Consider the following 21560-nt stretch of genomic DNA (forward strand, 5'->3'; position numbering starts at 1 on the left):
TCCGTCATACGTTGTCGTAGATCACTTCGAGCGAAGGCTTCGCCTTGACCTGCGGACCGCACATGTCCTCGATCGTCGCCTTTTCCAGCACGACATCGCGTCCGACGTCAGAACTCTTGAACAGACTCAGCAATCCGTCATGCGTCAGCGTGCGCGGCTGCTGCGGCGGCGCGTCCGCGACGCGCGCCGCAAGCTCCTCGAACAGCGGCGCCCATGGCGTGCCGGGCCTGCCGATGATCTGGTAGCTGGCGCTCTTGCGGCGAATATCGTCGTCCGCCGGTATGGACGACAGCACGGGAATGCCGGCGGCTTGCGCGAAAGCGGCCGCCTCGCCGGTGCCGTCGTCCTTGTTGACGACGATTCCCGCAACGCCGACATTGCCGCCGAGCTTGCGGAAATACTCGACCGCCGAGCAGACGTTGTTGGCGACGTAGAGCGATTGCAGGTCGTTGGAGCCGACGATGATGACCTTCTGGCACATGTCGCGCGCGATCGGCAGGCCGAAGCCGCCGCAGACGACGTCGCCCAGGAAATCGAGCAGCACATAGTCGAAGCCCCAGTCGTGGAAGCCGAGCTTCTCGATCAGTTCGAAGCCGTGGATGATCCCGCGACCGCCGCAGCCGCGGCCGACCTCCGGTCCCCCGAGTTCCATCGCGAACACGCCGTCGCGCTTGAAGCAGACGTCGCCGATGCTGACCTCGTCGCCGGCGAGCTTCTTCTTTGACGAGGTTTCGAGAATGGTCGGGCAGGCGCGGCCGCCGAACAACAGCGAGGTGGTGTCGCTCTTGGGATCGCAGCCGATCAGGAGCACCTTCTTGCCGAGCTGCGCCATCATGTAGGACAGGTTGGCAAGCGTGAAGCTCTTCCCGATTCCGCCCTTGCCGTAGATCGCGATGATCTGCGTCGTCTTCGTCGGCGGCGCGGTGACCGGCGCATCGGGTTCGATCGCCGCCTCGGCGCGAAGATTGTCGGTCATGGCGCTGAGCTTGGGATGGACGTTCATGCAGATGCACTCCAGTCGAGGATCATTTTCAGACAGGCCGGATCATCGAACGCCATCCGGTAGGCGCTTGCCGCCGACACGACGGCTTCGCGGTGGCTGATCAATCCGTCCAGCGAGAGTTTTCCGGAATCGATCAGGTCGCGCACCGCGACCAGATCGTCGTGACGCCATTCGGCGGCGATGCGGATGCGCGCTTCGCGCATGAAAGCCGGCGGGAAAGCGAAACTGAGCGGCGCGCTGTAAAATCCCGCGAGCACGACCTCGCCGCCGGGCGCGAGACGGGCAATCAGGCTGTCGAGCAGCGAGCCGTCGCCGCTGACATCGCAGATCACGCGATAGTCGCGCCGCGGATCGGCGGCGGGATCGATGACGTCGTAGCCGAGCGCGCCAGACGCGCGGTCCGGATTACGCTCCCACACGACCGGCGGCGCGCCGCCAAGCGCAATGGTCAGGCGCGCAAGGAGTCGCCCGAGCACGCCATGCCCGACGATGCAATCCGGCTTCGGGTCGCCGCGCAACGCATGATAGGCCGTGGCGGCCAGCGCGAGCAGCGTCCCCTGCTCGCCGAGATCAGCGTCGAACGCGACCGCGCGCTTCGCCGGCACCACGAGATGCGACGCAGCCGCGCCGAACAGGCTGCGCACCTCGCCGAAGCAGCCGGCGGCGCCGGGCACGAACACCCGCTCGCCTTTACGGAAGCCTGAATCGGCATCGCAGGACCGGACCCGGCCGACCGCCTCATAGCCCGGCACCAGCGGATAACCCATGCCGGGGAAAGCCGGCATCCGGCCCTCGAACAGCAGGCGCTCGGTGCCGGTGCTGATCGCGCTCCATTCGACATCGACCGCGAGATCGCCGTCGGGGACGTCGGCCAGGGTCAGCCGTTGCAGCGACAACTGCCTCGGCCTTTCAAATACGACGGCTAGCGTATCCATGGCTATTCCCAGGATTGACGGTCCGAGTGTCAGGTTATCCTTACCAATCCTAATGTCAACTGAAATTAACACTTAGATTGTCAGGACTGCGCGACAACGACGCTTGCGATCAGGGGAATGCGGGTCGGGCGCCGACGAATGTTGCGAAAGCCTGCCAGATGAAGAAGTTGCCGCGTCGCGGCAAAGGTGCGGGGACGCCCGCTTCCCATCGCCTGGAGGTAGATTTCGAAATACGCCCCCACTGAATCGACGCCCGGCGCGCCCGCCAGCGGCTCGCCGATCACCAGCGTGCCCCCTTCGGGAAGCGCTTCCCGGACCCGCGCGAACAGGTTCAGGACCGCCTCGTCGCCATGGTCATGCACGACGCGAATCAAGGAGATCACATCCGCCCCGCGCGGCAGGGCGTCGGCCAGAAAATTCCCGCCGGCGACCGACGCTCGGTCGCCGAGCGAGGCGGCGGCGAATTTTTCACGCGCGATCGCGGCGACGTCGGGCAGATCGAACAGCTTCAACTCCAGGCGGGGAGCCTGACGTCCTGCCGCGATCAGGAAACTGCCGTCGCCGCCGCCGACGTCGAGCAGGCAGCGATGCCGCGCGAAGGAATAGGCGCCGAGCACCATCTCCGCGACCATCGGCTGCGAGGCCGCCATCAGCGCGGTATAGGGCGCTACCGCCGCGCGCGTCAGTTCCGGCGCGGAAGGCGCGGCGGCGTAAGGCCAGTAGCGCGACAGCCGGCGCTCGCCGCTCGTTCCGGATAAAAGCGCGACGGGATCGGCGAGATCGGCATAGAGCGCCGCATGGTGCGCGACCATCGCGGCGACACCGGGGTTGCCAAGCAACGCGGCGCCGAGCGGGCCGAGACCGAAGCCGCGTTCGCCGCGCCGCTCCAGCAGGCGCAGCGAGGCCGCCGCCTCCAGCAGCGCCGTCATCGCCTGCACGGGAATGGAAAAGCGCGCGGCCAGTGTCGCGGCCGGCTGCGGGCCGTGCTGCAACAACGAGAACAGGTCGAGCTGCACGCAGGCGGCCAGCACCTGCGAATAGACGAAGCCCGCGCAGAGATCGAACAGCGCGACGGCGTGGCGGCGCGCCACCGGCCGGGTCAGGGGAAACGCCGCGGCCCAGCGCTGGAAGCGCCTGCTGGACAGCAGCGTGTCGCGCAAGCCCCGCCAACGCTCACTGATGCCGCGAACAATCGGCATATCGTCGCCGGGCAGTCCGTCGCCGGCGGTCATGGCTGGCCTCGCCGTCCACTGTCGCGTTTTCGAGCGAAGCATGCCCTCGGGCCTGACCGTGGGCTGATTCTGGTTCGCGCGAAGAAACGCGTCGAAACAAAGATGGAAGTTCCGCTTCCGATTCTGTCAGAAGCGGAAAAACGCTAGGCGGCGAACTGCGCAAGCCGCTTCGGCACCAGACGCCTGGCTTCCTGCTCCATCAGGCGCCTCAACTCGTGCGCGTTGGCGCAGGGCGGCATCGCGCTGATGCCCTCGGCAACCAGCTCGTGCAGATGCGAGATGGCGCCGGCGATTCCATAGCGGATCACCGCGCTTGGACGTCCGAGCGCGGCATCCTTGCCGACCGGCTTGCCCGCCTCCTCCTCGTCGCTTGCGGCATCACTGATGTCGTCGGCGACCTGATAGGCTTCGCCGATCTTGTCGCCGAGCGCGCGCCATGCCTCGGCATCCTCCACGCCGGCCGCCACCGCGCCGCAAACGGTCGCTGCGGCGAACAGCGCGCCGGTCTTCGAGCGATGATAGCGCGACAGATCAATCTCGTCCTCGCACTCCCAGGCCTGGCCGGCGACGATCCCGAAAGGCACGCCGACGGCCGCGCCGACCGTCGAGATCAGCCTGACCAGCCGCCGCGGCGAGCATGAGGCACGCGCCATGGTCTGAAACGCGAGAACGATCAGCGCATCGCCGGCGAGAACCGCCAGCGGCTGGCCATAGGCTGCGTGGACGGAAGGTCGCCCGCGGCGCAATGCGGCGTCGTCGAAGCACGGCAGGTCGTCGTGCACGAGAGAGGCGCAATGCAACAGCTCGAGCGCGGCGCCTGCCGCTTCCGTCGCGCCGGGCTCGTCATCGCCGCACGCGCTGGCGACCGCATGGCAAAGCCTTGGCCGGACCCGCGCCCCTCGCGGAAACACCGAGGCCCGCATCGCCGCGGCCAACCGCGGCGGACATCCAGACTGTTCTGCCGATCCCACCGCCTTGTTGAGGGCTCCTTCGATCCGGGTCGCAACATCCATGGCAACCTCCTGGCCGGGCCTGCCCGGCTATGTCAGCATCTTGCGTCAGTTATAATTGACAATTGACATGTAAATAAGAATAGACAGATATTTTCGGACTGCAAGTGGATTGTTTGCGAGGCGCATCATGGGCAGCCGCCGGGTGGTGGTGATCGGAGCAGGCATCGCGGGATTGAGCGCGGCCGTCACGCTGGCGGCCCGCGGCCTCGACGTCACCGTGGTCGAGCGGTCCGGCCGCCCCGGCGGCAAGATGCGCGAGGCCGCCATCGGCGACCGGCGGATCGACTCGGGCCCCACCGTCTTCACCATGCGCTGGGTGTTCGATGCCCTGTTCGACGAGATCGGCGAGCGGCTCGACGACCACGTCGCGCTCAAGCCGCTCGACGTGCTCGCGCGCCACGCATGGACCGACGGCAGCCGCCTCGACCTGTTCGCGGACGAGGCGCGCACGGCGGACGCGATCGGCGATTTCGCGGGCAGCGCCAACGCCCAGGGCTTCAGGACCTTCAGCGCCGACGCGAAGAAGATCTTCAATGTGCTCCGCGAGCCGTTCATCTGCGCGCCCGAGCCGAGCATGGCCGCATTGCTGCGAAGCGCGGGCTTTCGCGACCTGCTGTCCATCAAGCCGTTCCAGTCGCTCTGGAAGGCTCTCGGCGGATATTTCCGCGATCCGCGCCTGCAGCAATTGTTCGGCCGCTACGCCACCTATTGCGGATCGTCGCCGTTCGATGCGCCGGCGACATTGATGCTGGTCGCGCATGTCGAGAGCGCAGGCGTCTGGTCGATCGAAGGCGGCATGCACCGGCTCGCCGCGGCCTTGTCGGCAATCGCCGCAAAACACGGCGCGTCCTTGCGCTACGACACCGACGTCGCTGACATCCTCGTCGACTCCGGCCGCACCACCGGCATCGCCCTCGCGAACGGCGAGCGCATCGACACTGACGCCGTGATCGTGACGGCCGACGTCGCCGCACTCGCGCGCGGCCTGCTCGGCCGCGACACCGCGCGGTTCGCCACAAACGTTCCCGACAGAGCGCGCTCGCTGTCGGCGATGACATGGAGTTGCATCGCCACGACCAGCGGATTTCCGTTGCTGCGGCACTCGGTGTTCTTTTCGAAAAACTACCGCGCCGAATTCGACAGCATCTTCAGCCACCGCCGCATGCCGGACCAGCCGACCGTCTATGTCTGCGCGCAGGACCGTGACGACGGCCCTGCCAAGCCTGCCGCGGACGAACGGCTGTTCGTGCTGGCCAACGCGCCGCCGGTCGGCGACCAACATCGTTACGCACCTGAGGAGATCAGCGAATGCGCCAAGCGGGTTTTCGGAATGCTGGAGCGATGCGGGCTCACCCTCAGGACCACGCCGGCACTGACGCAGGTCACCACGCCGACCGACTTCGAGCGGATGTTTCCAGGGACGGGCGGCGCGCTTTACGGCCGCAGTTCTCACGGCTGGTTGGCGTCGTTCCAGCGGCCGGGTGTGCGAACGAAGCTTCCGGGCCTCTATCTGGCGGGCGGGAGCGTGCATCCGGGACCGGGCGTGCCGATGGCGGCGCTGTCGGGGCGGATGGCGGCGGCGAGCCTGATCGCGGACCTGGGCTCGACCGCATCGTCGCGAAAAACGGCTATGCGTGGTGGTACGTCGACGCGCTGAGCGACGACGGCCGACAAGGCATCACGCTCATCGCCTTCGTCGGCAGCGTGTTCTCGCCCTATTACGCACTCGCCCGCCGGCTCGGACGGGCCGCCGATCCGCTCGACCATTGCGCGCTCAACGTCGCGCTCTATGGCGAAAAGCGCAAATGCTGGGCGATGACCGAGCGCCGCCGCGGCGCGATCCGCCGCGACGCCCGTGAATTCGTGATCGGACCGAGTTGCATTGACTGGGACGGCGACGCGCTTACGTTCAGGATCGACGAAGTCACTTGTCCGCTTCCATCCCGCCTGCGGGGCACCGTCCGGGTCTATCCGTCCGCGCTGACCGCGGAGACCTTCGCGCTGGACGCCGCCGGCCGTCACCACTGGCGGCCGATCGCCGCCTGCTCGCGCGTCCAGGTCGATTTCCAGGCGCCCACCATGCGGTGGCTCGGCGGCGGCTATTTCGACATGAATTACGGCGAAGCGCCTCTCGAAGACGATTTCCGGGGATGGGAATGGTCTCGCGCCGGCACCCGAACAGGAACGATCGTCTCTTACGACACTACGGCGCGCGGCAGCGCCGACAGCGCCAGCCTCGCCTTGCGTCTCGACCGGACCGGCGCGATCGACCGCCTCGCGCTGCCGCCGCGGGCCAGACTGCCGTCAACGGGCTGGCGCATCGCGCGGACGGCTCACAGCGACGCGCAGTCTCCCCCGACCGTGACGCGGACGCTTGAGGACGCGCCGTTCTATGCGCGCTCGCAAGTGTCGGCGAGCCTTTTCGGCGAGTCCGTCGATCTCGTTCACGAGAGCCTGTCGCTGGACCGCTTCCGCATGCCGATCGTGCAGGCGATGCTGCCCTTCCGCATGCCGCGATGGTAGCATGAGGTTCTCAGTCGCCGGCGCTTCGCCCCTCGCCCGGCTCGCGCTCGCCGCGCTTGCGGTCGAGCCGCCGCCCCTGCCATTCGAGCAGCGCCCAGCCCAGCGCGAACATCGCAACCACGCAGAACTCGATGAGTCCGCCCATCCCGTTCATGGCGCGTGACCGGACCGCAAAAATCGATCGCGGCGTTCGAGACGTTCGAACAGGTCGATCACCCACAACAGCCGTTCGCCGGTGCGCCGCCGCGGCGGTCGGACCGGAAGAACGGCGGATGCAGGCGCAGGCGACGACGCAACCGCCTCGACCAGAAAACGCGCGGCCGGCTCGACATGACTGCTGACCCGACCTTGCGCGCCGAACGCCCTGGCAAAGGCGGCGAGCAGCAGGACGCCCTTGCGGGACGCCGGCACGACCGCGCGGCCGGAGATGGAATCACAACTCCGCCGCTCCACCTCGCGTCCGATCCCGGCATAGATCAGGCAAGCCGCGTGAATGCCGGGGCGGCATGACGCCGGCAGCGCCCCGATGCCGGCGCGGGAGCGGCGATAGAACACGTCGGCGAGTGCAAGGACGCGGGCGATCACCCCGGCGATCCGGCCGTCGTGACGCGGATCGGCCAGCCACGCGTCGGGATCGAGTCCCGCCTCGCGCATCCATTGCAGCGGCAGATAGAGACGACCGGCGCGCGCGTCCTCCCCGACATCGCGGGCGATGTTGGTGAGTTGCATCGCGATGCCGAGATCACAGGCGCGCGCCACCACGGCCGGATCGCGCCGGCCCATCAGCAACGACATCATGGCGCCGACCGTCCCGGCGACGCGGACGGCATAATCGACAAGCACGTCCGGCGTCTCATAGCGGCGGCCGTCGGTGTCCCATGTCAGGCCCTCCAGCAGAGCCTGTGGCAGTTCGCGCGGGATCGCGAAGCGGGTGACGATATCCGCAAACGCGCGATCCGCTGCCAAGGGATGCGGCCGGCGCGCGTAGACGCAGGCCAGCCGCTCGCGCAACCGGGCGACCGCGTCGGCGCGGCCACCATCGAGATCGACGGCATCGTCAGCGAGACGGCAGAAGGCGTAAAGCGCGATCGCGGGTTCGCTGACCGCGCGCGGCAGCACCAGGGAGGCGGCGAAGAAGGTGCGCGAGCCGCCGCGCAGCAGGTCCTTGCAGGCTGCAATATCGGAATCGGGCGTCACGTCATCACCTCCAGGGAACGGGCATCGGGCACGATGTCGTCGAGCACCCGCGCCGACGACAGCACGCCCGGAAGACCCGCGCCGGGATGCGTGCCCGCGCCGACGAGATACAGCCGCGCGACCTCCTCGCTGCGGTTGTGCGGGCGGAACCAGGCGCTCTGGGTCAGGATCGGCTCAAGGCCGAAGGCGGCGCCGCGATAGGACGACAGCCGGTCCTGGAAATCCTGCGGCGTCAGCATCCGCGAGGTGACGACTTCTTGGTCGAGACCGGGCAGCACGGTCGCGGCAAGCGCCTGCGCGATGCGGCGGCGATACGGCTCCGCCTGCGACGACCAGTCGACGCCGCTTTGAAGATGCGGAACCGGCGACAGCACGTAGAAGGCATCGCAGCCGCGCGGCGCGAGCGAAGGATCGGTCGCGGTCGGCCGGTGCAGATAGAGACTGAAATCCTCCGCCAGCACCTTGCGCTCGAAAATATCTTCGAGCAGCGCGCGATAGCGCGGGCCGAGCAGGATGGTGTGATGCGCGACGTCGTCGTAGCGGCGGCGCGTGCCGAAGTACCACACGAACAGACTCATCGAGTAGCGCGCGCGGTCGATGCGGCGGTCGGTCCACCGCTTGCGCCGGATCCCCGGCAGAAGTTTTCGATAGGTCCAGGCCGAGTCGGCGTTCGACACCACGATATCGGCGTCGAGCACTTTGCCTGACGCAAACCGCACGCCGACGGCCGCGCCCCGCCGCGTGAGAATCTCCGCGACCTCCGCATTGCAACGCACAGTGCCCTGCTGTCCCTCGATCAGACTGACGAGCCCGTCCACCAGCCGGCCAGTGCCGCCCATGGCGAAGTGGACGCCCCAGCGCCGCTCCAGAAACGCGATCAGGCAATAGATCGACGTGGTCGTGAACGGATTGCCGCCGATCAGCAGCGGATGAAAACTCAGCACGACGCGGAGCCGTTCGTCGCGGACGTAAGCGGCGACGAAATCATAAACGGTGCGGTAGCTCTTGAGCCGCAACATCGCCGGCAGGATCCGGGCCATGTCGGTCCAGGAGTCGAACGGCACGTCGCCCAGCTCCTCGAAGCCGACCTTGAAGATCGCCTCGCTGGCCTTGAGGAAGCGCTCATAGCCCTCGACGTCGCCCGGCGCGAACCGCGCGATCTGTTCGCGCATCGCCCCGGCATCGCCCGAGCAGTCGAATTGCGCGTCGTCGTCGAAGCGAATGCGATAAAATGGCGAAACCGGACGGAGCGTCACGTCGTCCGACAGCCGGCGGCCGCACAGGTGCCACAACTCCTCGAACAGGAACGGCGCGGTGATGATCGTGGGACCCGCGTCGAAGGTGAAGCCGTCCTGCCGGTGCACATAGGCCCGGCCTCCCGGGGCGTCGAGTTTCTCGACCACGGTCACCCGATAGCCCCGCGCGCCCAGGCGCACCGCCGCGGCCAAACCGCCGAACCCGCTGCCGATTACGACAGCATGCGGGCGCGTATCGGCGCGTGACGGACGCGCGACCATGCGTGACGAGGCGTCGAGCATGAGAGGAAGCGTAAATCTAAATTGACGAATGCGCCAGACAAAATGTCAAACTAAACTGACATTCCATGCTGCATCGCGATAATCCCGCTCGCGACCGCGGCTTCCACGATCATGACCGCGGTCAGTTGCGGCGCCTCCTCGTGCATCAGGTGACCGTAACCGGGCACAATCTCCAATCTTGCGTTCGTCGTCAGTTCACGGACGCGGCACGCGACATCGGGCGGCACGGCCCGATCTTTCGCGGCCGCGATCAATCGCAGCTCGCATCGGAGCTTCTGCAGGTCCCGCACCAACGGGCGCAAATCCCAGTTCGCCATCATCTGCATGGCCGCCGCGACATGGGCGGGGCTCGCAACCAGCCTGCCGTAAAGCCGCTCGCCCTGCGCGTCGATGGTCGATCCCGTATTGACGATCAACCGATGCACGGCGGCCGGATCTCTGGCGCGCCGGGCGAAGATCCACGGCATCAGCGGGTTGAACGCCAGCGCCTTGGCGAGCGGCGACAGCACGAACGCCGCAAGTCCATCGAACGGCAGGAAAGCGCCATTGAGGCTGACGATCAGCCTCGGCGCGATGAGACCGTCGAGCGCCATGCGTGCAAGGATCGCGGCTCCAGCGGAGTGACCGACCGCGAGTTGCGGCTTCACCTCCAGCTTCACGCACAGCGCGGCGAGATCCCGCGCCATGCTGACGAGCGAAATCCGGTGGGCGCGCGGCGTCTCGGTGAATCCGTGCCCCGGCAAATCCGGCGCCACCACCGTGAACCGCTTCGCCAGCAGGGGCATCAGCGCGCGCCATGAATGGGTCGCGGCCCCGGTGCCGTGCGCCAGCAGCGCGACCGGCCCCTGCCCCAGCACCTGAACATGCCAGCGATACCCGGCGGCCTCGACGAAGCGGCTGGCCTGGCGGTTGGGCCAGCCGGAACCGTCGGTGCTCCATGACAGTCTTGAACCCATCGTACCGTCAACCTGATTGACGTAAGGACGCGCGCACGGACGCCATCACGCCGCTTTGGCCCGGTTCAGAAAAGCTTCAAAGCGGGCGATGAATTCGTCTGGTATTTCGAAATGCGGCATGGCGCCGGTCTGAAACGCCTCGATGCTCCAGTTCGGCAGCCGCTTCACGACGCGCGTTTCCTCGAAGTCCACGAAGTCGCCGCGTACGCCGTGGGCCACCCACACCGGCATTGACAGGCTTTGATAAAGCTTGAGGATGCCGGTGCTGAAGAGATAGCCCGCCACGAAATAATAAGGTGCGTTCTCGGCGCCCGGCTGGTGGGTCGTGATGGTGTCGTAGTCGAGCAGCGCCTCGTCGATGTTCTTCGCGCCCCAGGTTTTCTCCAGAAAGAAGCGGATGCTGGCGCGCGCCGTCAAGGCGGCGAACAGGCCGTGTCTCCACAAGGGAATATTGAGCAGCCGATGCAGCCACGGCATCGCCCGCGTCCCCTCAAGGCTTGGATTTTTTTCCGCGGCGCGCGCGGCGCGGCGATCGAAACCGGTCGGACTGATCAGCGCGACGCTGCGGAAGGCATTGGGCGTCTCGGTCGCCGCGCGCGCGGCGAACTCGCAGCCGAGCGACAGCGCGACGATGTCGATCGCGCCATCGCCGGCGCGCGACTGGATTTCGCGGACCGCCGCATGGATCGCGTCCGTCATCAGGCGCGGCGTATAGGTTCTTTCGCTGCGGTCGGACAGACCGAAGCCCGGAAGGTCGAGCGCGTAGACCGCGCGCGTGCCGCGATAGTGATCGAACAGCGGCTTCATTTCGTAGGCGGAGCCCGCCGCGTTGATGCTGTGCACGAGCAGCAAGGGCGGCACGCCTCCGGCGGCCGCCGCATCCTCCCCGTAAAAAGCGATGCGTCCGGCGCGCGCGTCGTCGAGTTCGATGCGCGGCCCGGGCAGCGGCGGCGGCATCGTGACGCCGCCGGGCGCAGCCATGCCCGAAGCGCGTTCGTTTGACGGGGGTTGCAACATCGGCCGGCCTCCTCCGCGTTCGTTGGCCGGCCGCTCTTGGCTGCTCGGTCGGGTCGGGGTCTGACAAGACAGATTGTCATCAACCTGTGAAAAGGCAAGCTGACTATCACCCGTCACGACAGACCGATGCGCGGCGTCCTGTTCACCTGCACCGCGCGCGACAGCCGCGCGGCGTCGGCGTAAGGCAAGGCGACATAGCGCGCGCTCATTTCCGCCGCGATCCGCTCAGCCTGCGGCTGCGGACGCGCCGATGTGTCGATGACGACGGCCGGAACGCCGGTCGCGCGCAACCGGCGCGCGGCCTCGCAGGCTTCGGCTTCGGCTGCGGCGCGGCCGGGGCTGCCGTCGCGGCTCACATTCGCGTGGCCGTCGGTCATCAGCACGACGGTGGGCGCATGGCCCTTGCCGCGAACCGCCAGCGCGAGCGTTTCCGCAGCACCGATCGCCGCCGACAGCGGCGTGCCTCCGCCGCCGGGAAGCGCGGCCAGGCTGCGCCGGGCGCGCGTCAGCGAGCGGGTCGGAGGCAGGAGCAATTCGGCCGCCCGGCCCCGGAACGCGATCAGCGCGACCTCGTCCCGCCGCACGTAGCAATCCGCCAGCAGCAATTCCACCGCGCCCTTGACCTCGGCGAGCCGTTGCAGCGCCGACGATCCCGACGCATCCACCACGAAAATCGTCGCCGTCGCGCTCCGCTGCTTGAAGCGGGTGATGCGGAAATCGTCCTTGCGGATCACAAGGCGCGCATCCGCGCCGGATTGAGTTCCCTCCGTTTGCCGGCGAAGCCGCTGCCAGGGCGCGGCGGCGCGCAGCGTTTCCAGCACGTTCAGCCGCGCGCCCGCGACAAGTTGCCCGCGGCGCACGCCGACGGGACGGCCGCGCCGCGGTCCCATCCGCGCCAGTCCCTGCTTGCCCTGGCTTGCATTGCGAGAGGCGCGGAGCGCGCCCTGCTGAAGCCGCTTCAGCAGGTCGGGCGGGATGGCGGCCTGCGCCGCTTCGAGAACGACATCTTCCAGCGGCGCGTCGTCGCGGCGGCTAGCGTCCGCTTCGCCGGGCTTGTCCTCGGGCGGCGGTTCGGCCTCGTCCTGCTCCTGTTCTGGCGCCGGCAAGAGCGTGACGCGCGGCGCGAGTACCAAGCGCGCGGCAAGCTCGACATGCGCGCGCTGCACCGCCTCAGTTGCATCGAGCGCGGCGGCCGCCCGCGCCGCGCGGACCGCGAGCAACGGCGCGCGCAGCGATGCGACGCCCAGAGAAGCCGCCGCACGGCATAGGGCTTCGACCGCGTCCGCTGCGATTGTCACGCCCGGCAGCCGAAGCCGCGCGGCCGCGATGTCGCCAGCCGTGACGCCGGCATCGCCGGTCTCGGCGAGCGGCACCGGCGACAGGTCGATCGCGAAGGCGAGGCGGTCGCACAGCGATGCCGGCGCGCGCTCGTCGTCGATGCCCTCGTCAAGGGCGACGACGCCGAAGCACGACGGAATCCGCTCCGACAGGCCGTCGCGCTCGATCACCACCGCGCGGGCGTCGAGCACCGCGCCAAGCTGCGCCACGGTCGAGGGCGCAAGCCGCTCGGCCATCACGGCGAGCAGGACGCCGCCGTCGATGTCGGCGAGCAGGCCACGCGCGACCACCGGCCGCCCCTGCCGCAGCGTCGCGGCGAGATCGAGCCCGCCAAGCAGCACGCCATCGGAAACGGCCGGCGGCAATTTCCGGATCGCGACGGCCGGCGGCAACAGTCCACGCAGAATCGCGATCCAGCGATCGCGGACAGGACCCGCGCCGGCACGAATGCGAACGCCGCCCGTGCCGGCGGGGTCGATCGCAAACAACGCGGCGGCCACGACGGCATCCGGCCATATCTGCGCGCCCGCGCTCATGCGACGAAGCACTCCGCGAGCGCGCGCTCCACCCGCGCGCCGGATCCGGACTCGTCGAGCGGATTGCGGCGCAGCCGGTGCCGCAGAGCCGACGGCGCGAGATGTTTCAGATGATTTTCAGTGACCGCCTTGGCGCCCGCGAAGGCTGCGAACGCGCGCGCGGCGCGCACCAGCGTCAGTTCGCCGCGCAGCCCGTCGGTGCCGAGCGTCATGCAGAGCTGCGCGGCCTTGGTGCGCATCGCGTCGGACACCGCCACCCGGTCGAGCCGTTCTCGCGCCGACTGGATTTTCCTGCGGATGCGGGCCTCGTCCTCCGCCCATTGCGCGACGAAGACGGAAGGGTCGGTCTCGAACGCGTCGCGCCGCTTCACGACTTCGATGCGCGTCGGCAGATCGTCCGGCGTCTTCACCTCCACGGACAGGCCGAACCGGTCCAGCAGTTGCGGGCGCAATTCGCCCTCTTCCGGATTTCCGGTGCCGACCAGCACGATTTTCGCGGGGTGCCGGATGCTGAGCCCATCGCGCTCGACCACATTCTCTCCGGAGGCGGCGACATCGAGCAGCAGATCCACGAGGTGGTCTTCCAGAAGATTCACCTCGTCGATATAAAGAAACCCGCGGTTGGCGCGCGCCAGCAATCCGGGCTCGAAACTCTTTTCCCCGTGCGCAAGCGCGCGCTCCAGATCGAGCGCGCCGACCACGCGGTCTTCGGTCGCGCCGAGCGGCAGATCGATCACAGGCACCGGCACCCGGTGCGATTTCAGTTTACCCTCGCCCGCCCGCGCCCGGCAGTCGTTGCATAATGAAACGGCAGCGTCCGGATCGCAGTGATAGCGGCACCCGACGACCGCCCGCATGGTCGGCAGCAGCGCCGCGAGCGCGCGCACAGCGGTGGACTTTCCCGAGCCACGGTCACCGAAGGCGAGCACGCCGCCGATCTTCGGATCGACCGCCGCGACGATCAGCGCCCGCTTCATATCATCCTGACCGACAATCGCGGGGAACGGAAAAGCCACCGTCATGGGCTAAACTTCCGCAGCACGGGTTCGCGCGATGATTCCGGCACCCTTATCGAGCAACTCCATGCGTAACGCGCCTCCCGGTTCGCAGCGACTGCTCGCCGTCCACCGGCGGGAAGCCCCGGTGAGGACGGCTTCGGGGCGGCTCTTATGCAGCAAACGAATGACCGCCCCCTGCGCGCCATAGCCACGGCGCCGTTGCGCGTCCCGGCCCGAAGGCTTCTTCCCGCTAATGCGTCTCCCATCGAGCGGAGCATGTGTCAACATTGATTGACGTTACGAACACTTAACGGCTAGGTCAACCGCATTGTGCCAGCAAGCCACCTGGGGCAACTCGTGCTGGAAATGCAGCCCTCCCGAAGAGTTGGCCAGCGCAAGCATGTCAACGAGTTGTGCGGCGACCGCTGGAACATCACTGCCGCGACCGTTGTGGAACCCGTGTGTTCGGCAACCCGCTGCGCGTGCCCCGCCGGCCCGATGCTGCCGAGCGGATTCTTGCATTGCGCCCGTTGCGGCGGTGCCATAACGGCACGCACCAGCACGACGCGATCACGCATTGGCATTCGACCCTTGCAGCGAGGGATCGACTGGTTCGGCTTCCCGCGAAGCCGAGAAGCCAAAACTCGTGCGGGGACAATTCCCGGAGAAGCCGAGGAAAACAAGGGACGAATTGGCCTTTGGCGCTCCCTAGGGGACCAAGAAGATTGAGCGGTGTCAGGATGTTGGCCTGAGGTGAGATCGAAAGGTGTTCCAGGGGATTGTTATGCTTTCCAATACGCTTGGCTCACTCCCTTGTGCTAGTAGGGAGCCGCAGCCGCAGCATAGCGTCAGGCTGCCGCCTCTTTGCGGCTTGGACGTTTCTTTGCCTCATCCACTAGCTTCGCCAAAAGACTAACATAGGCGATGAATTCCAACGCTCGCTCAGGATCATCCTTAACCAGCGAATGTGCTCTAGGGTTCCGAAGCCCAGCCACGGCACCGGAGAGCATCATCATGAACCCCTTTTGCTCGTTGCGATCCGAGTCATCCTTTAAAGCATTAAATGCAAGCAGCGGCTGCTTCGGACTAAAGACGAACTCCATCAACTCCATGCCGTCTTTGTTATCAACTCCACTTCGTAGTCTAACGAAATCATTGAGCGCTTTAACAGCATCTTCGATTGCGTTCGCGTAGTGCCCGTCGAGGTAAAGTTCGTTCGCTGCCCTCGCAATTTCGCTATGTAGCTCAAGTCCCTGGTAAGCTCGTATGACCTTATTATCGGCATCGTCATCGGCATCAGCGATCTTTTCTTGAAGGCGTTTTATTGCATCGCCAAGCAACTTTCGCGTTCTGGCCAATGCCGCCGTAAAGCGCTGACGTTTGGCCGCATCTTCCCTCAAATACAGTCCTGTGAACCAGTTCGCGTCGATTTGAAAATCGGCAGCATCGGCGGTCTCTGGTCCAAAAACGTCATCAATTGTCGCGTTCACGTTGATCGCAATCCGTTTGGCTTCGCCGTACCAATCCTCCTCGTAGCTCAACGTGAAGGATGAGACCTCTGATAGACGCCGTTCAAGCCTTTTTATCAGACTTGGAATTTTGTCAGGACGAGGGTTCGAGCGTTGCATCATCTGAAACCTTGATTCGCTTGGACTCATCGTTGGTTATAATTTTAAGGGTCACAAACGCGAAGGCTAGGACGTGACGGCTGCGAAGGCAGTTTCCCCCGTGCCCCGTCCGCGAGGCCACCCCTTGCGGTAAAGGTGGAGCGTGTGTGATCTACAATCTTCTCTGATACGGACCATGCCTCATGATTTCGATCCTTTTCACACTCGCATTTGTTGGCGTTATGCTGTTCCTCGGAGCGCGGGCCGTCCTGGGCTGGGCCATGCGAGACCGGCCGAAACGCCGCTAAGTCTGGCTGCCACCTTCAAGCGCCCGGTACACTGATGCGCGGCCGATCTTGAGAGCCTTGGCGATGGCAGCGGGTCCGAAGCCTTGCGCCTTCATGGCTCGCACCTGCTCAACATCGATGCTCGGCTTGCGGCCCTTGTAGACACCGCTGGCCTTGGCCTTGGCGATGCCTTCAAGCTGACGCTCCCGCCGAAGGTTCGTCTCAAACTCTGCAAACACACCAAGCATATCCAGAAACGCTTTGCCTGCCGCTGTGCTCGTGTCTATCGGCTGCTCAGTGGCCTTGAGGCTCGCACCCTTGGCCCGCACCGCGCGGACGATGTCTTGAAGATCACCGATGCTGCGGGCGAGCCGGTCAATGCGGGTGACCATAAGCACGTCACCGCTGCGCAGAAACTCAAGGATAGTCTGAAGCTCGGTGCGGCCGGTGGTGGTCGTGCCGCTCCGCTTTTCCGAACGGACCACCTCGCAGCCTGCCGCGCGAAGTGCCGCTTCCTGTATCTCTAGGTTTTGGTCCGTGGTGCTGACACGGGCATAGCCGAACACCGTCATCGTCAAATCCTCCTCGTTGTCTCACATGGCTTTAGACCCTGGGAGGATGATGTCTCAAAATGCCAATGTCAACCCTATTGAGACACCAATTCCGTCTCAGGCTGATACCTCGCTTGCGTATACCCTAGTGAGACATGGCGGGCAGACGGCCTGAGGTATAATCGTACTAAGTTTGTACGTCATATAAGGGGACAGGCCAAGCGCGGCGGTATCTTGGTGGGAAGTTTGGTGTCGTATATGGCCCCAGAGAGTCTGAGGTACAATCGTACTAAGTTTCCCTCAGTATAAGGGGGACAGGCTCTCCGCTTAACCGCATCGGGTATCCTGGTGGGAAGTTTGTCAGCCGTATATGACGAACGATACCACGGGACACCATGAGGCATGTCACGCCATATTGACGTGTGTGAGGAACGGTGGCTTGCGGCGCTCCGCTTTCCTGCGACTTCTCGCTGTTTGTAGAGGCGGAACTCTTATTCCCTCCCACTGGGGGGAGGCCCTAGGTGACGAATATCGCACGACGCTAAATTCTCTAGTGAAAACAATGCACTCTATTGTACTAATGCTAAGAGGAAAAAAAGCGTACGGTTTGATTCCCTAACACTGGGAGAAAGCAAGCTCTGTTTCGTGCTCCACTAGGACGCGGAACTTAGTTCGCTGACGCTGGGGAAGCTGCCACGAGGACCGCGCGGGCCGCCCGCTGTTTCTTCCACCTCTCCGACCATCAAGCCGCGCCTCAGGGCTCAGCGGCGCTCACCCTCACCCCGAAAGAAGGAAGCCAGACACCATGGCAGCCGCCGATGACGCACGTCCGCAATCTGACACGACTACCGCCACGCCCGCACCCGAGGGCCAACCACCGGGTCTCCCGCCTGAGATATTCGACGCCATCATGCAGCGGGCCAACGGATTGCCAGATGCCCAGCCGCAGGCGACCACTGAAGCCGGGGGTGGTGAGCAACCACAGCCCTCTCTCCTCCACCGCCTTGCCACGGGGCTCGCAGTCCCAGGGGCGGACGCCATCAGTGCAGCCACCGAGTCCGCAGCCCTGGGCGTAGCCAAAGCGGGCTTCGAGGCCAAAGACCTTGTGGCCGGTGAACCGAAGGACGCCGAGAAGTCGGTGGCGCGAAGGTGGATCGAGGGCGAGAGCAGGAAGCTCCGAGGCGAGAGCGTGGTCAATGGCATCGCGGAGAGCATTGCGCAATTCGGCACGGGGTTCATCGGCCTCGGGAAGATCACCAAGCCGCTAGGTGTTGCGTCTCGCATCGGGCACTGGGCTGAAGGTGTGGCTCGTGGTGCGACCGCAGGTGCCATCGTCATGGACCCGCACGAGGAGCGCCTCAGCAATCTCGTGCAGCAGTACCCGGCCTTGAGCAATCCCGTGAGTGCGTACCTCGCGGCCAAGCCTGATGATGGTGAGGCTGAGGGACGGCTCAGGAACGCGCTTGAGGGCATCGTGCTTGATGTCGGCTTGAGCGGTGCTCTCGCGCTTGCGGTGAAGGGCATCAAGCTCGCGCGGTCGGGAGACATCGCAGGAGCCAATGCGGCGGGTGCTACGGCTGATGAGGCGTTTGCCAAGGCCACGGAAGCCACTTCGGGCTTGCCACGGGAATCCGCAGGACTCAAAGTAGCTGGCGATGATGAGGGAAGTAGAGCCTTCGGAGGAGCGGATGTACTCGGCAATGTACCGCCTAGGCGAGGAGTTGGTCAAAGCGTTGAAGGAGAGGCGGGCCACGGAGCCATGGACGCGTCAGTCAACGGACAACTGGATGAAGCCAGCGGTCCGCTCGGTAGCGCTGATGGTGGTGCTAATAGTGGCGTTGAGCGCAATATACGTGGCGCGGTCTCAGCCGAAGATCATGCAGCACCAGATGCAACAAGCGGAAGCGGTGCAGCCGAAGCAACATCGGACCTTCGAGGAAATCATGGACCAAGCGGACGATATGGTCCTGCAATCAATGGAGAAGTCGCTCCAGGCGGACATATCGGCGGGCCTCAAGAGTCCGCAGTTGGCAGCCTCGGAGATGGAGTTAGAGAGAGCCAAGCTCAGGCACGAGCGTCTGAAACGCGAGGAGTTCTTCTCCATGAGATCAGAGCGGACACCTCCGCCCTCATCACCTACGGCGGACGCGATGCAGCCATAGACGCGGGCCACGCGTTCGCGCCACGGTCACCACAAGCACCGGGCCTCATCCCGTGGCAGAAGCTCCACACCACCGAGCAGACGCAAGCGTGGATGGACCACCTCATCCGCGACCAAGCCGACTACATCAATGCGCGTCGGGGCGGCGACGCCAAAGGTGCAATGTCCGATGCCGACATGGCGTCGATGCTCTCGGACCGCGCCAAGGCGTGGAATGAAGACCCGGCCGAAGTGCTTGGTATGCTCAAGGCTGCCGGGGATGGTGCGCCTCAGCTTGCAACGAACATGGAGACCTCGTTCCTCATCGCCAACAAGGCGTATCAGGACGCCTATGAGTTGGCCTCGCGCATCGGCAGCGACAACCTTGAGGGATTCGGCTCAAGGCAAGAGGCTTTAGCCGCGCTTCAGCACAGGATGGCGATGGCCACCACCATGTACGCGAACGGCAAGGCCATCGTGTCGAATGCCGCGCGGTCCATGCGGAGGATGAGGAGCGACTTCAAGTTCACCCCCGAGCAACTCCAGAACATCACCACCGCCGACCCCGAGCAACTGCTCAAGGTCATAGCCGAGACCAAGGGCGACCCGAGCCTCCTGGCCAAGGCTTCACGCATCACCGCTGCCCAGCGCATAATCGACTGGACCGCATCCCTCCAGGCGGCAAACCTGCTCTGGGGATGGAAGACACAGGTGGTCAACGCGCTCACGTCGGCTGCCATGCTCGTGTGGCGTCCGCTGGAGACGGGCATCGGGTCATACGGCCTCAAGGCTCTCGGCAAGGTCCGGGGTGATGAGGCTCTCATGGCGAACGCGGACAGCATCCGCAGGCAGAGTCTCCGCGAGGTCTCATACGCTGGATCGATGCTTAGCGACGGGTGGAACGCGGCATACAAGGCGTTCATGGAAGGTGACAGCATCCTCGCACCGCGCCAGCAAGAGCACTTCAGTGCGACCTCCCTTCAAGCCGACAACCTTCAGGAGTTGTGGAGCCAACTGCGGCCGATGAACACGATTGAGGACGCGGCTGCCAACGCGGTAACCGCAGGCTTGTTCGCGAAGGCCACCTTGACGGGCAGCTTGCGCACGCTCGGGGCTGCGGATGAGATGGTCAAGACCATGAGGTATCGCGCCGTGGTCGCGGCCAGGGCCAGCCTTGAGGCCGATGAGCGCGGGCTTGCTTCAGGCTCTCAGGCTTACAGCGATCACATCTCGTCACGGCTTGATGCTGCCTTTGATGGTGAGGGCAGAGGCATTGACCCTGATGCCCTGAGAGAGGCGCAAGCGTCCACCTTCCAGAACGACTACGTGAAGGGCGACGACACATGGCTTGGCCGTCAAGGGCTTGGTGCATGGTATGCGAACCTTGCGGCCGACCAGACGTGGCTACGCATCATCACCCCGTTCATCAAGACGCCCACCAACCTCTTCAGGTACGGCGTGAAGCTCACCCCTGGGCTCAACCTCTTGCAAAAGGAATACGTCAACGCACTCCGGGGCAACGCCGGGCCTGAGGCTGCCGCCCGTGCCATCGGCCAGCTTTCGCTGGGTGCCATGTTGGCGAGCATTGGTGTCGCCATGTGGTCGAAGGGGACGGTAACGGGGTCACCACCACAGAATCCGCAGCAGGCTCGGGAGTGGAGGAAGGCTGGCAATCGTCCATACTCCCTCTCATGGACCAACGCTGAGGGTGGCCGTTCGTTCTTCGAGCTTAGCCCCTTCGATCCGGTCATGATGCCGTTCATCATGGTGGCCGATGCCGCTTCGATCTACCGCGCAGGCCACATCAACCCCGAGGAAGCGCACGGCCTTGCGGCGAGCGTTGTGCTTTCCATCGCGCATCGGCTCAAGGACAAGACCTACCTCAAGAGCATCGCGGACGCCATCGATGCCATGCGCGACGACAACACGATGGCCTCATGGACCAAGCGCACGGCTCCGGGCTTTGTGCCGTTCTCCTCGCTGATGCCGATGGTCAACCCCGACCAGTACATGAGGGAGACGCGCACGGTGCTGGACAGCCTTGCCGCGAAGGTCCCCGGCCTGTCATCAACGCTACCGCCCGCCCGCGATGTGTTCGGTGACGTTGTGTCCCCGGCCTCAGGCATCATCTCGGCGCAGACCAAAGCCGACCCTGTGACCCGCGCGTTGGATGAGAGCTTTGCGGCAACGGGCCATTACCTCACGCCACCCGCTGCTAGGAGTGAAGCCACTGGCGGAGTGGACCTCAGGGACTACACGCTTGAGGACGGCCGCAACGCGTATGACCGCTATCAGGAGCTAATCGGTCACCCTGAAGGTCTCGACCCGCTGCGGGAGGCGGTGTCCGACCTCGTGCAATCGGGTGAGTACGAGGAGCTTCCTCATGGCGACTACCGCGAGGAGTACACCAAGGAAGGAGCGTTCATGGAGCTTGTCGTCAGGTACAGACAGGCAGCACTCAAGGCGTTGCTTGCCGAGAACGATGACCTCGCGGACGCGGTCAACAAGCGCAAGCTGGATATCGCCAACTCATTCGAACGAACGGACCCGAAGCTCGCAGCGGATAAAGCCCGCGTCAAACCGTTCGCGGACCTCCTGAAGTCTTATGGCATCTCCTTGCCGAATCTCTCCGTGCGTCAGTAAGCCACCGGCCGCGATTTCGGGGCACACCACCCCGCGCATCGACCAC

Annotated in this window: 16 protein-coding genes; 3 read left to right on the plus strand and 13 right to left on the minus strand. The window is 65.4% G+C overall.

Going from position 1 to position 21560, the window contains the following annotated elements:
• Window positions 1–4: 4 nt before the first annotated feature.
• From ACMDCM_RS10540 to ACMDCM_RS10555, 4 genes are all read right to left on the minus strand, one after another.
• Entirely contained in the window at window positions 5–1003 is a 999-nt protein-coding gene (locus ACMDCM_RS10540) for a chlorophyllide a reductase iron protein subunit X (protein ID WP_412773515.1), read from the minus strand.
• Window positions 1000–1938, minus strand: coding sequence for a chlorophyll synthesis pathway protein BchC (gene bchC / locus ACMDCM_RS10545; RefSeq protein ID WP_412773516.1), 939 nt, complete (start codon window positions 1936–1938; stop codon window positions 1000–1002). Before bchC ends, ACMDCM_RS10540 begins: the two co-directional genes overlap by 4 nt.
• Before the next feature lie 80 nt (window positions 1939–2018).
• On the minus strand, window positions 2019–3170 hold the full coding sequence (locus ACMDCM_RS10550) for a methyltransferase (protein ID WP_412773517.1): 1152 nt from the start codon (window positions 3168–3170) through the stop codon (window positions 2019–2021).
• A 143-nt stretch (window positions 3171–3313) separates the two neighbouring features.
• On the minus strand, window positions 3314–4183 hold the full coding sequence (locus tag ACMDCM_RS10555; RefSeq protein WP_412773518.1) for a polyprenyl synthetase family protein: 870 nt from the start codon (window positions 4181–4183) through the stop codon (window positions 3314–3316).
• 127 nt (window positions 4184–4310) lie between these two features.
• On the opposite strand from ACMDCM_RS10555, the gene crtD reads away from it, so the two are divergent.
• Window positions 4311–5840: a 1-hydroxycarotenoid 3,4-desaturase CrtD gene (crtD, locus tag ACMDCM_RS10560; protein ID WP_412773519.1), complete on the plus strand. Its 1530-nt coding sequence runs from the start codon at window positions 4311–4313 to the stop codon at window positions 5838–5840.
• The gene (locus tag ACMDCM_RS10565) at window positions 5795–6706 is read left to right on the plus strand and encodes a hypothetical protein (RefSeq protein ID WP_412774727.1); all 912 of its coding nucleotides are present in this window, start codon (window positions 5795–5797) and stop codon (window positions 6704–6706) included. The genes crtD and ACMDCM_RS10565 overlap by 46 nt, the downstream gene beginning before the upstream one ends.
• Window positions 6707–6716: 10 nt before the next feature.
• Here ACMDCM_RS10565 and ACMDCM_RS10570 read toward each other — a convergent pair whose 3' ends face one another.
• From ACMDCM_RS10570 to ACMDCM_RS10610, 9 genes are all read right to left on the minus strand, one after another.
• A complete protein-coding gene (locus ACMDCM_RS10570; protein ID WP_412774793.1) occupies window positions 6717–6851 on the minus strand; it encodes a hypothetical protein in 135 nt (44 codons plus the stop codon).
• A gap of 5 nt (window positions 6852–6856) precedes the next feature.
• Window positions 6857–7903 (minus strand): phytoene/squalene synthase family protein, encoded by a 1047-nt coding sequence (locus ACMDCM_RS10575; protein ID WP_412773520.1) that lies wholly within the window; start codon window positions 7901–7903, stop codon window positions 6857–6859.
• Window positions 7900–9441, minus strand: coding sequence for a phytoene desaturase (locus ACMDCM_RS10580; RefSeq protein ID WP_412773521.1), 1542 nt, complete (start codon window positions 9439–9441; stop codon window positions 7900–7902). The genes ACMDCM_RS10575 and ACMDCM_RS10580 overlap by 4 nt, the downstream gene beginning before the upstream one ends.
• A 50-nt stretch (window positions 9442–9491) precedes the next feature.
• Complete coding sequence (bchO, locus tag ACMDCM_RS10585; protein WP_412773522.1) at window positions 9492–10397, minus strand: alpha/beta fold hydrolase BchO; 906 nt, start codon at window positions 10395–10397, stop codon at window positions 9492–9494.
• Window positions 10398–10442: 45 nt separating this feature from the next.
• Window positions 10443–11414: an alpha/beta fold hydrolase gene (locus ACMDCM_RS10590; RefSeq protein WP_412773523.1), complete on the minus strand. Its 972-nt coding sequence runs from the start codon at window positions 11412–11414 to the stop codon at window positions 10443–10445.
• A gap of 113 nt (window positions 11415–11527) precedes the next feature.
• Window positions 11528–13288, minus strand: a complete 1761-nt coding sequence (locus ACMDCM_RS10595; protein ID WP_412773524.1) for a magnesium chelatase subunit D — start codon at window positions 13286–13288, stop codon at window positions 11528–11530.
• A complete protein-coding gene (gene bchI / locus ACMDCM_RS10600) occupies window positions 13285–14310 on the minus strand; it encodes a magnesium chelatase ATPase subunit I (protein WP_412773525.1) in 1026 nt (341 codons plus the stop codon). Before bchI ends, ACMDCM_RS10595 begins: the two co-directional genes overlap by 4 nt.
• A gap of 824 nt (window positions 14311–15134) precedes the next feature.
• A complete protein-coding gene (locus ACMDCM_RS10605) occupies window positions 15135–15914 on the minus strand; it encodes a TIGR02391 family protein (protein WP_412773526.1) in 780 nt (259 codons plus the stop codon).
• A gap of 283 nt (window positions 15915–16197) precedes the next feature.
• Window positions 16198–16752 carry a recombinase family protein gene (locus ACMDCM_RS10610; protein WP_412773527.1) on the minus strand — a complete coding sequence of 185 codons (555 nt, stop codon included), beginning with the start codon at window positions 16750–16752 and terminating at the stop codon, window positions 16198–16200.
• An 889-nt stretch (window positions 16753–17641) separates the two neighbouring features.
• On the opposite strand from ACMDCM_RS10610, the gene ACMDCM_RS10615 reads away from it, so the two are divergent.
• Window positions 17642–21514, plus strand: a complete 3873-nt coding sequence (locus ACMDCM_RS10615) for a hypothetical protein (RefSeq protein ID WP_412773528.1) — start codon at window positions 17642–17644, stop codon at window positions 21512–21514.
• Window positions 21515–21560 lie beyond the last annotated feature (46 nt).

This window comes from Nitrobacter sp., assembly GCF_047149785.1.
Taxonomy (GTDB): domain Bacteria; phylum Pseudomonadota; class Alphaproteobacteria; order Rhizobiales; family Xanthobacteraceae; genus Nitrobacter.

Coding starts and splice junctions, on each gene's coding strand:
- ACMDCM_RS10540 (WP_412773515.1), bottom strand. CDS start 1,003: ATGAACGTCCATCCCAAGCTCAGCGCCATGACCGACAATCTTCGCGCC.
- bchC (WP_412773516.1), bottom strand. CDS start 1,938: ATGGATACGCTAGCCGTCGTATTTGAAAGGCCGAGGCAGTTGTCGCTG.
- ACMDCM_RS10550 (WP_412773517.1), bottom strand. CDS start 3,170: ATGACCGCCGGCGACGGACTGCCCGGCGACGATATGCCGATTGTTCGC.
- ACMDCM_RS10555 (WP_412773518.1), bottom strand. CDS start 4,183: ATGGATGTTGCGACCCGGATCGAAGGAGCCCTCAACAAGGCGGTGGGA.
- crtD (WP_412773519.1), top strand. CDS start 4,311: ATGGGCAGCCGCCGGGTGGTGGTGATCGGAGCAGGCATCGCGGGATTG.
- ACMDCM_RS10570 (WP_412774793.1), bottom strand. CDS start 6,851: ATGGGCGGACTCATCGAGTTCTGCGTGGTTGCGATGTTCGCGCTGGGC.
- ACMDCM_RS10580 (WP_412773521.1), bottom strand. CDS start 9,441: ATGCTCGACGCCTCGTCACGCATGGTCGCGCGTCCGTCACGCGCCGAT.
- bchO (WP_412773522.1), bottom strand. CDS start 10,397: ATGGGTTCAAGACTGTCATGGAGCACCGACGGTTCCGGCTGGCCCAAC.
- ACMDCM_RS10590 (WP_412773523.1), bottom strand. CDS start 11,414: ATGTTGCAACCCCCGTCAAACGAACGCGCTTCGGGCATGGCTGCGCCC.
- ACMDCM_RS10595 (WP_412773524.1), bottom strand. CDS start 13,288: ATGAGCGCGGGCGCGCAGATATGGCCGGATGCCGTCGTGGCCGCCGCG.
- bchI (WP_412773525.1), bottom strand. CDS start 14,310: ATGACGGTGGCTTTTCCGTTCCCCGCGATTGTCGGTCAGGATGATATG.
- ACMDCM_RS10605 (WP_412773526.1), bottom strand. CDS start 15,914: ATGCAACGCTCGAACCCTCGTCCTGACAAAATTCCAAGTCTGATAAAA.
- ACMDCM_RS10610 (WP_412773527.1), bottom strand. CDS start 16,752: ATGACGGTGTTCGGCTATGCCCGTGTCAGCACCACGGACCAAAACCTA.
- ACMDCM_RS10615 (WP_412773528.1), top strand. CDS start 17,642: ATGCAGCGGGCCAACGGATTGCCAGATGCCCAGCCGCAGGCGACCACT.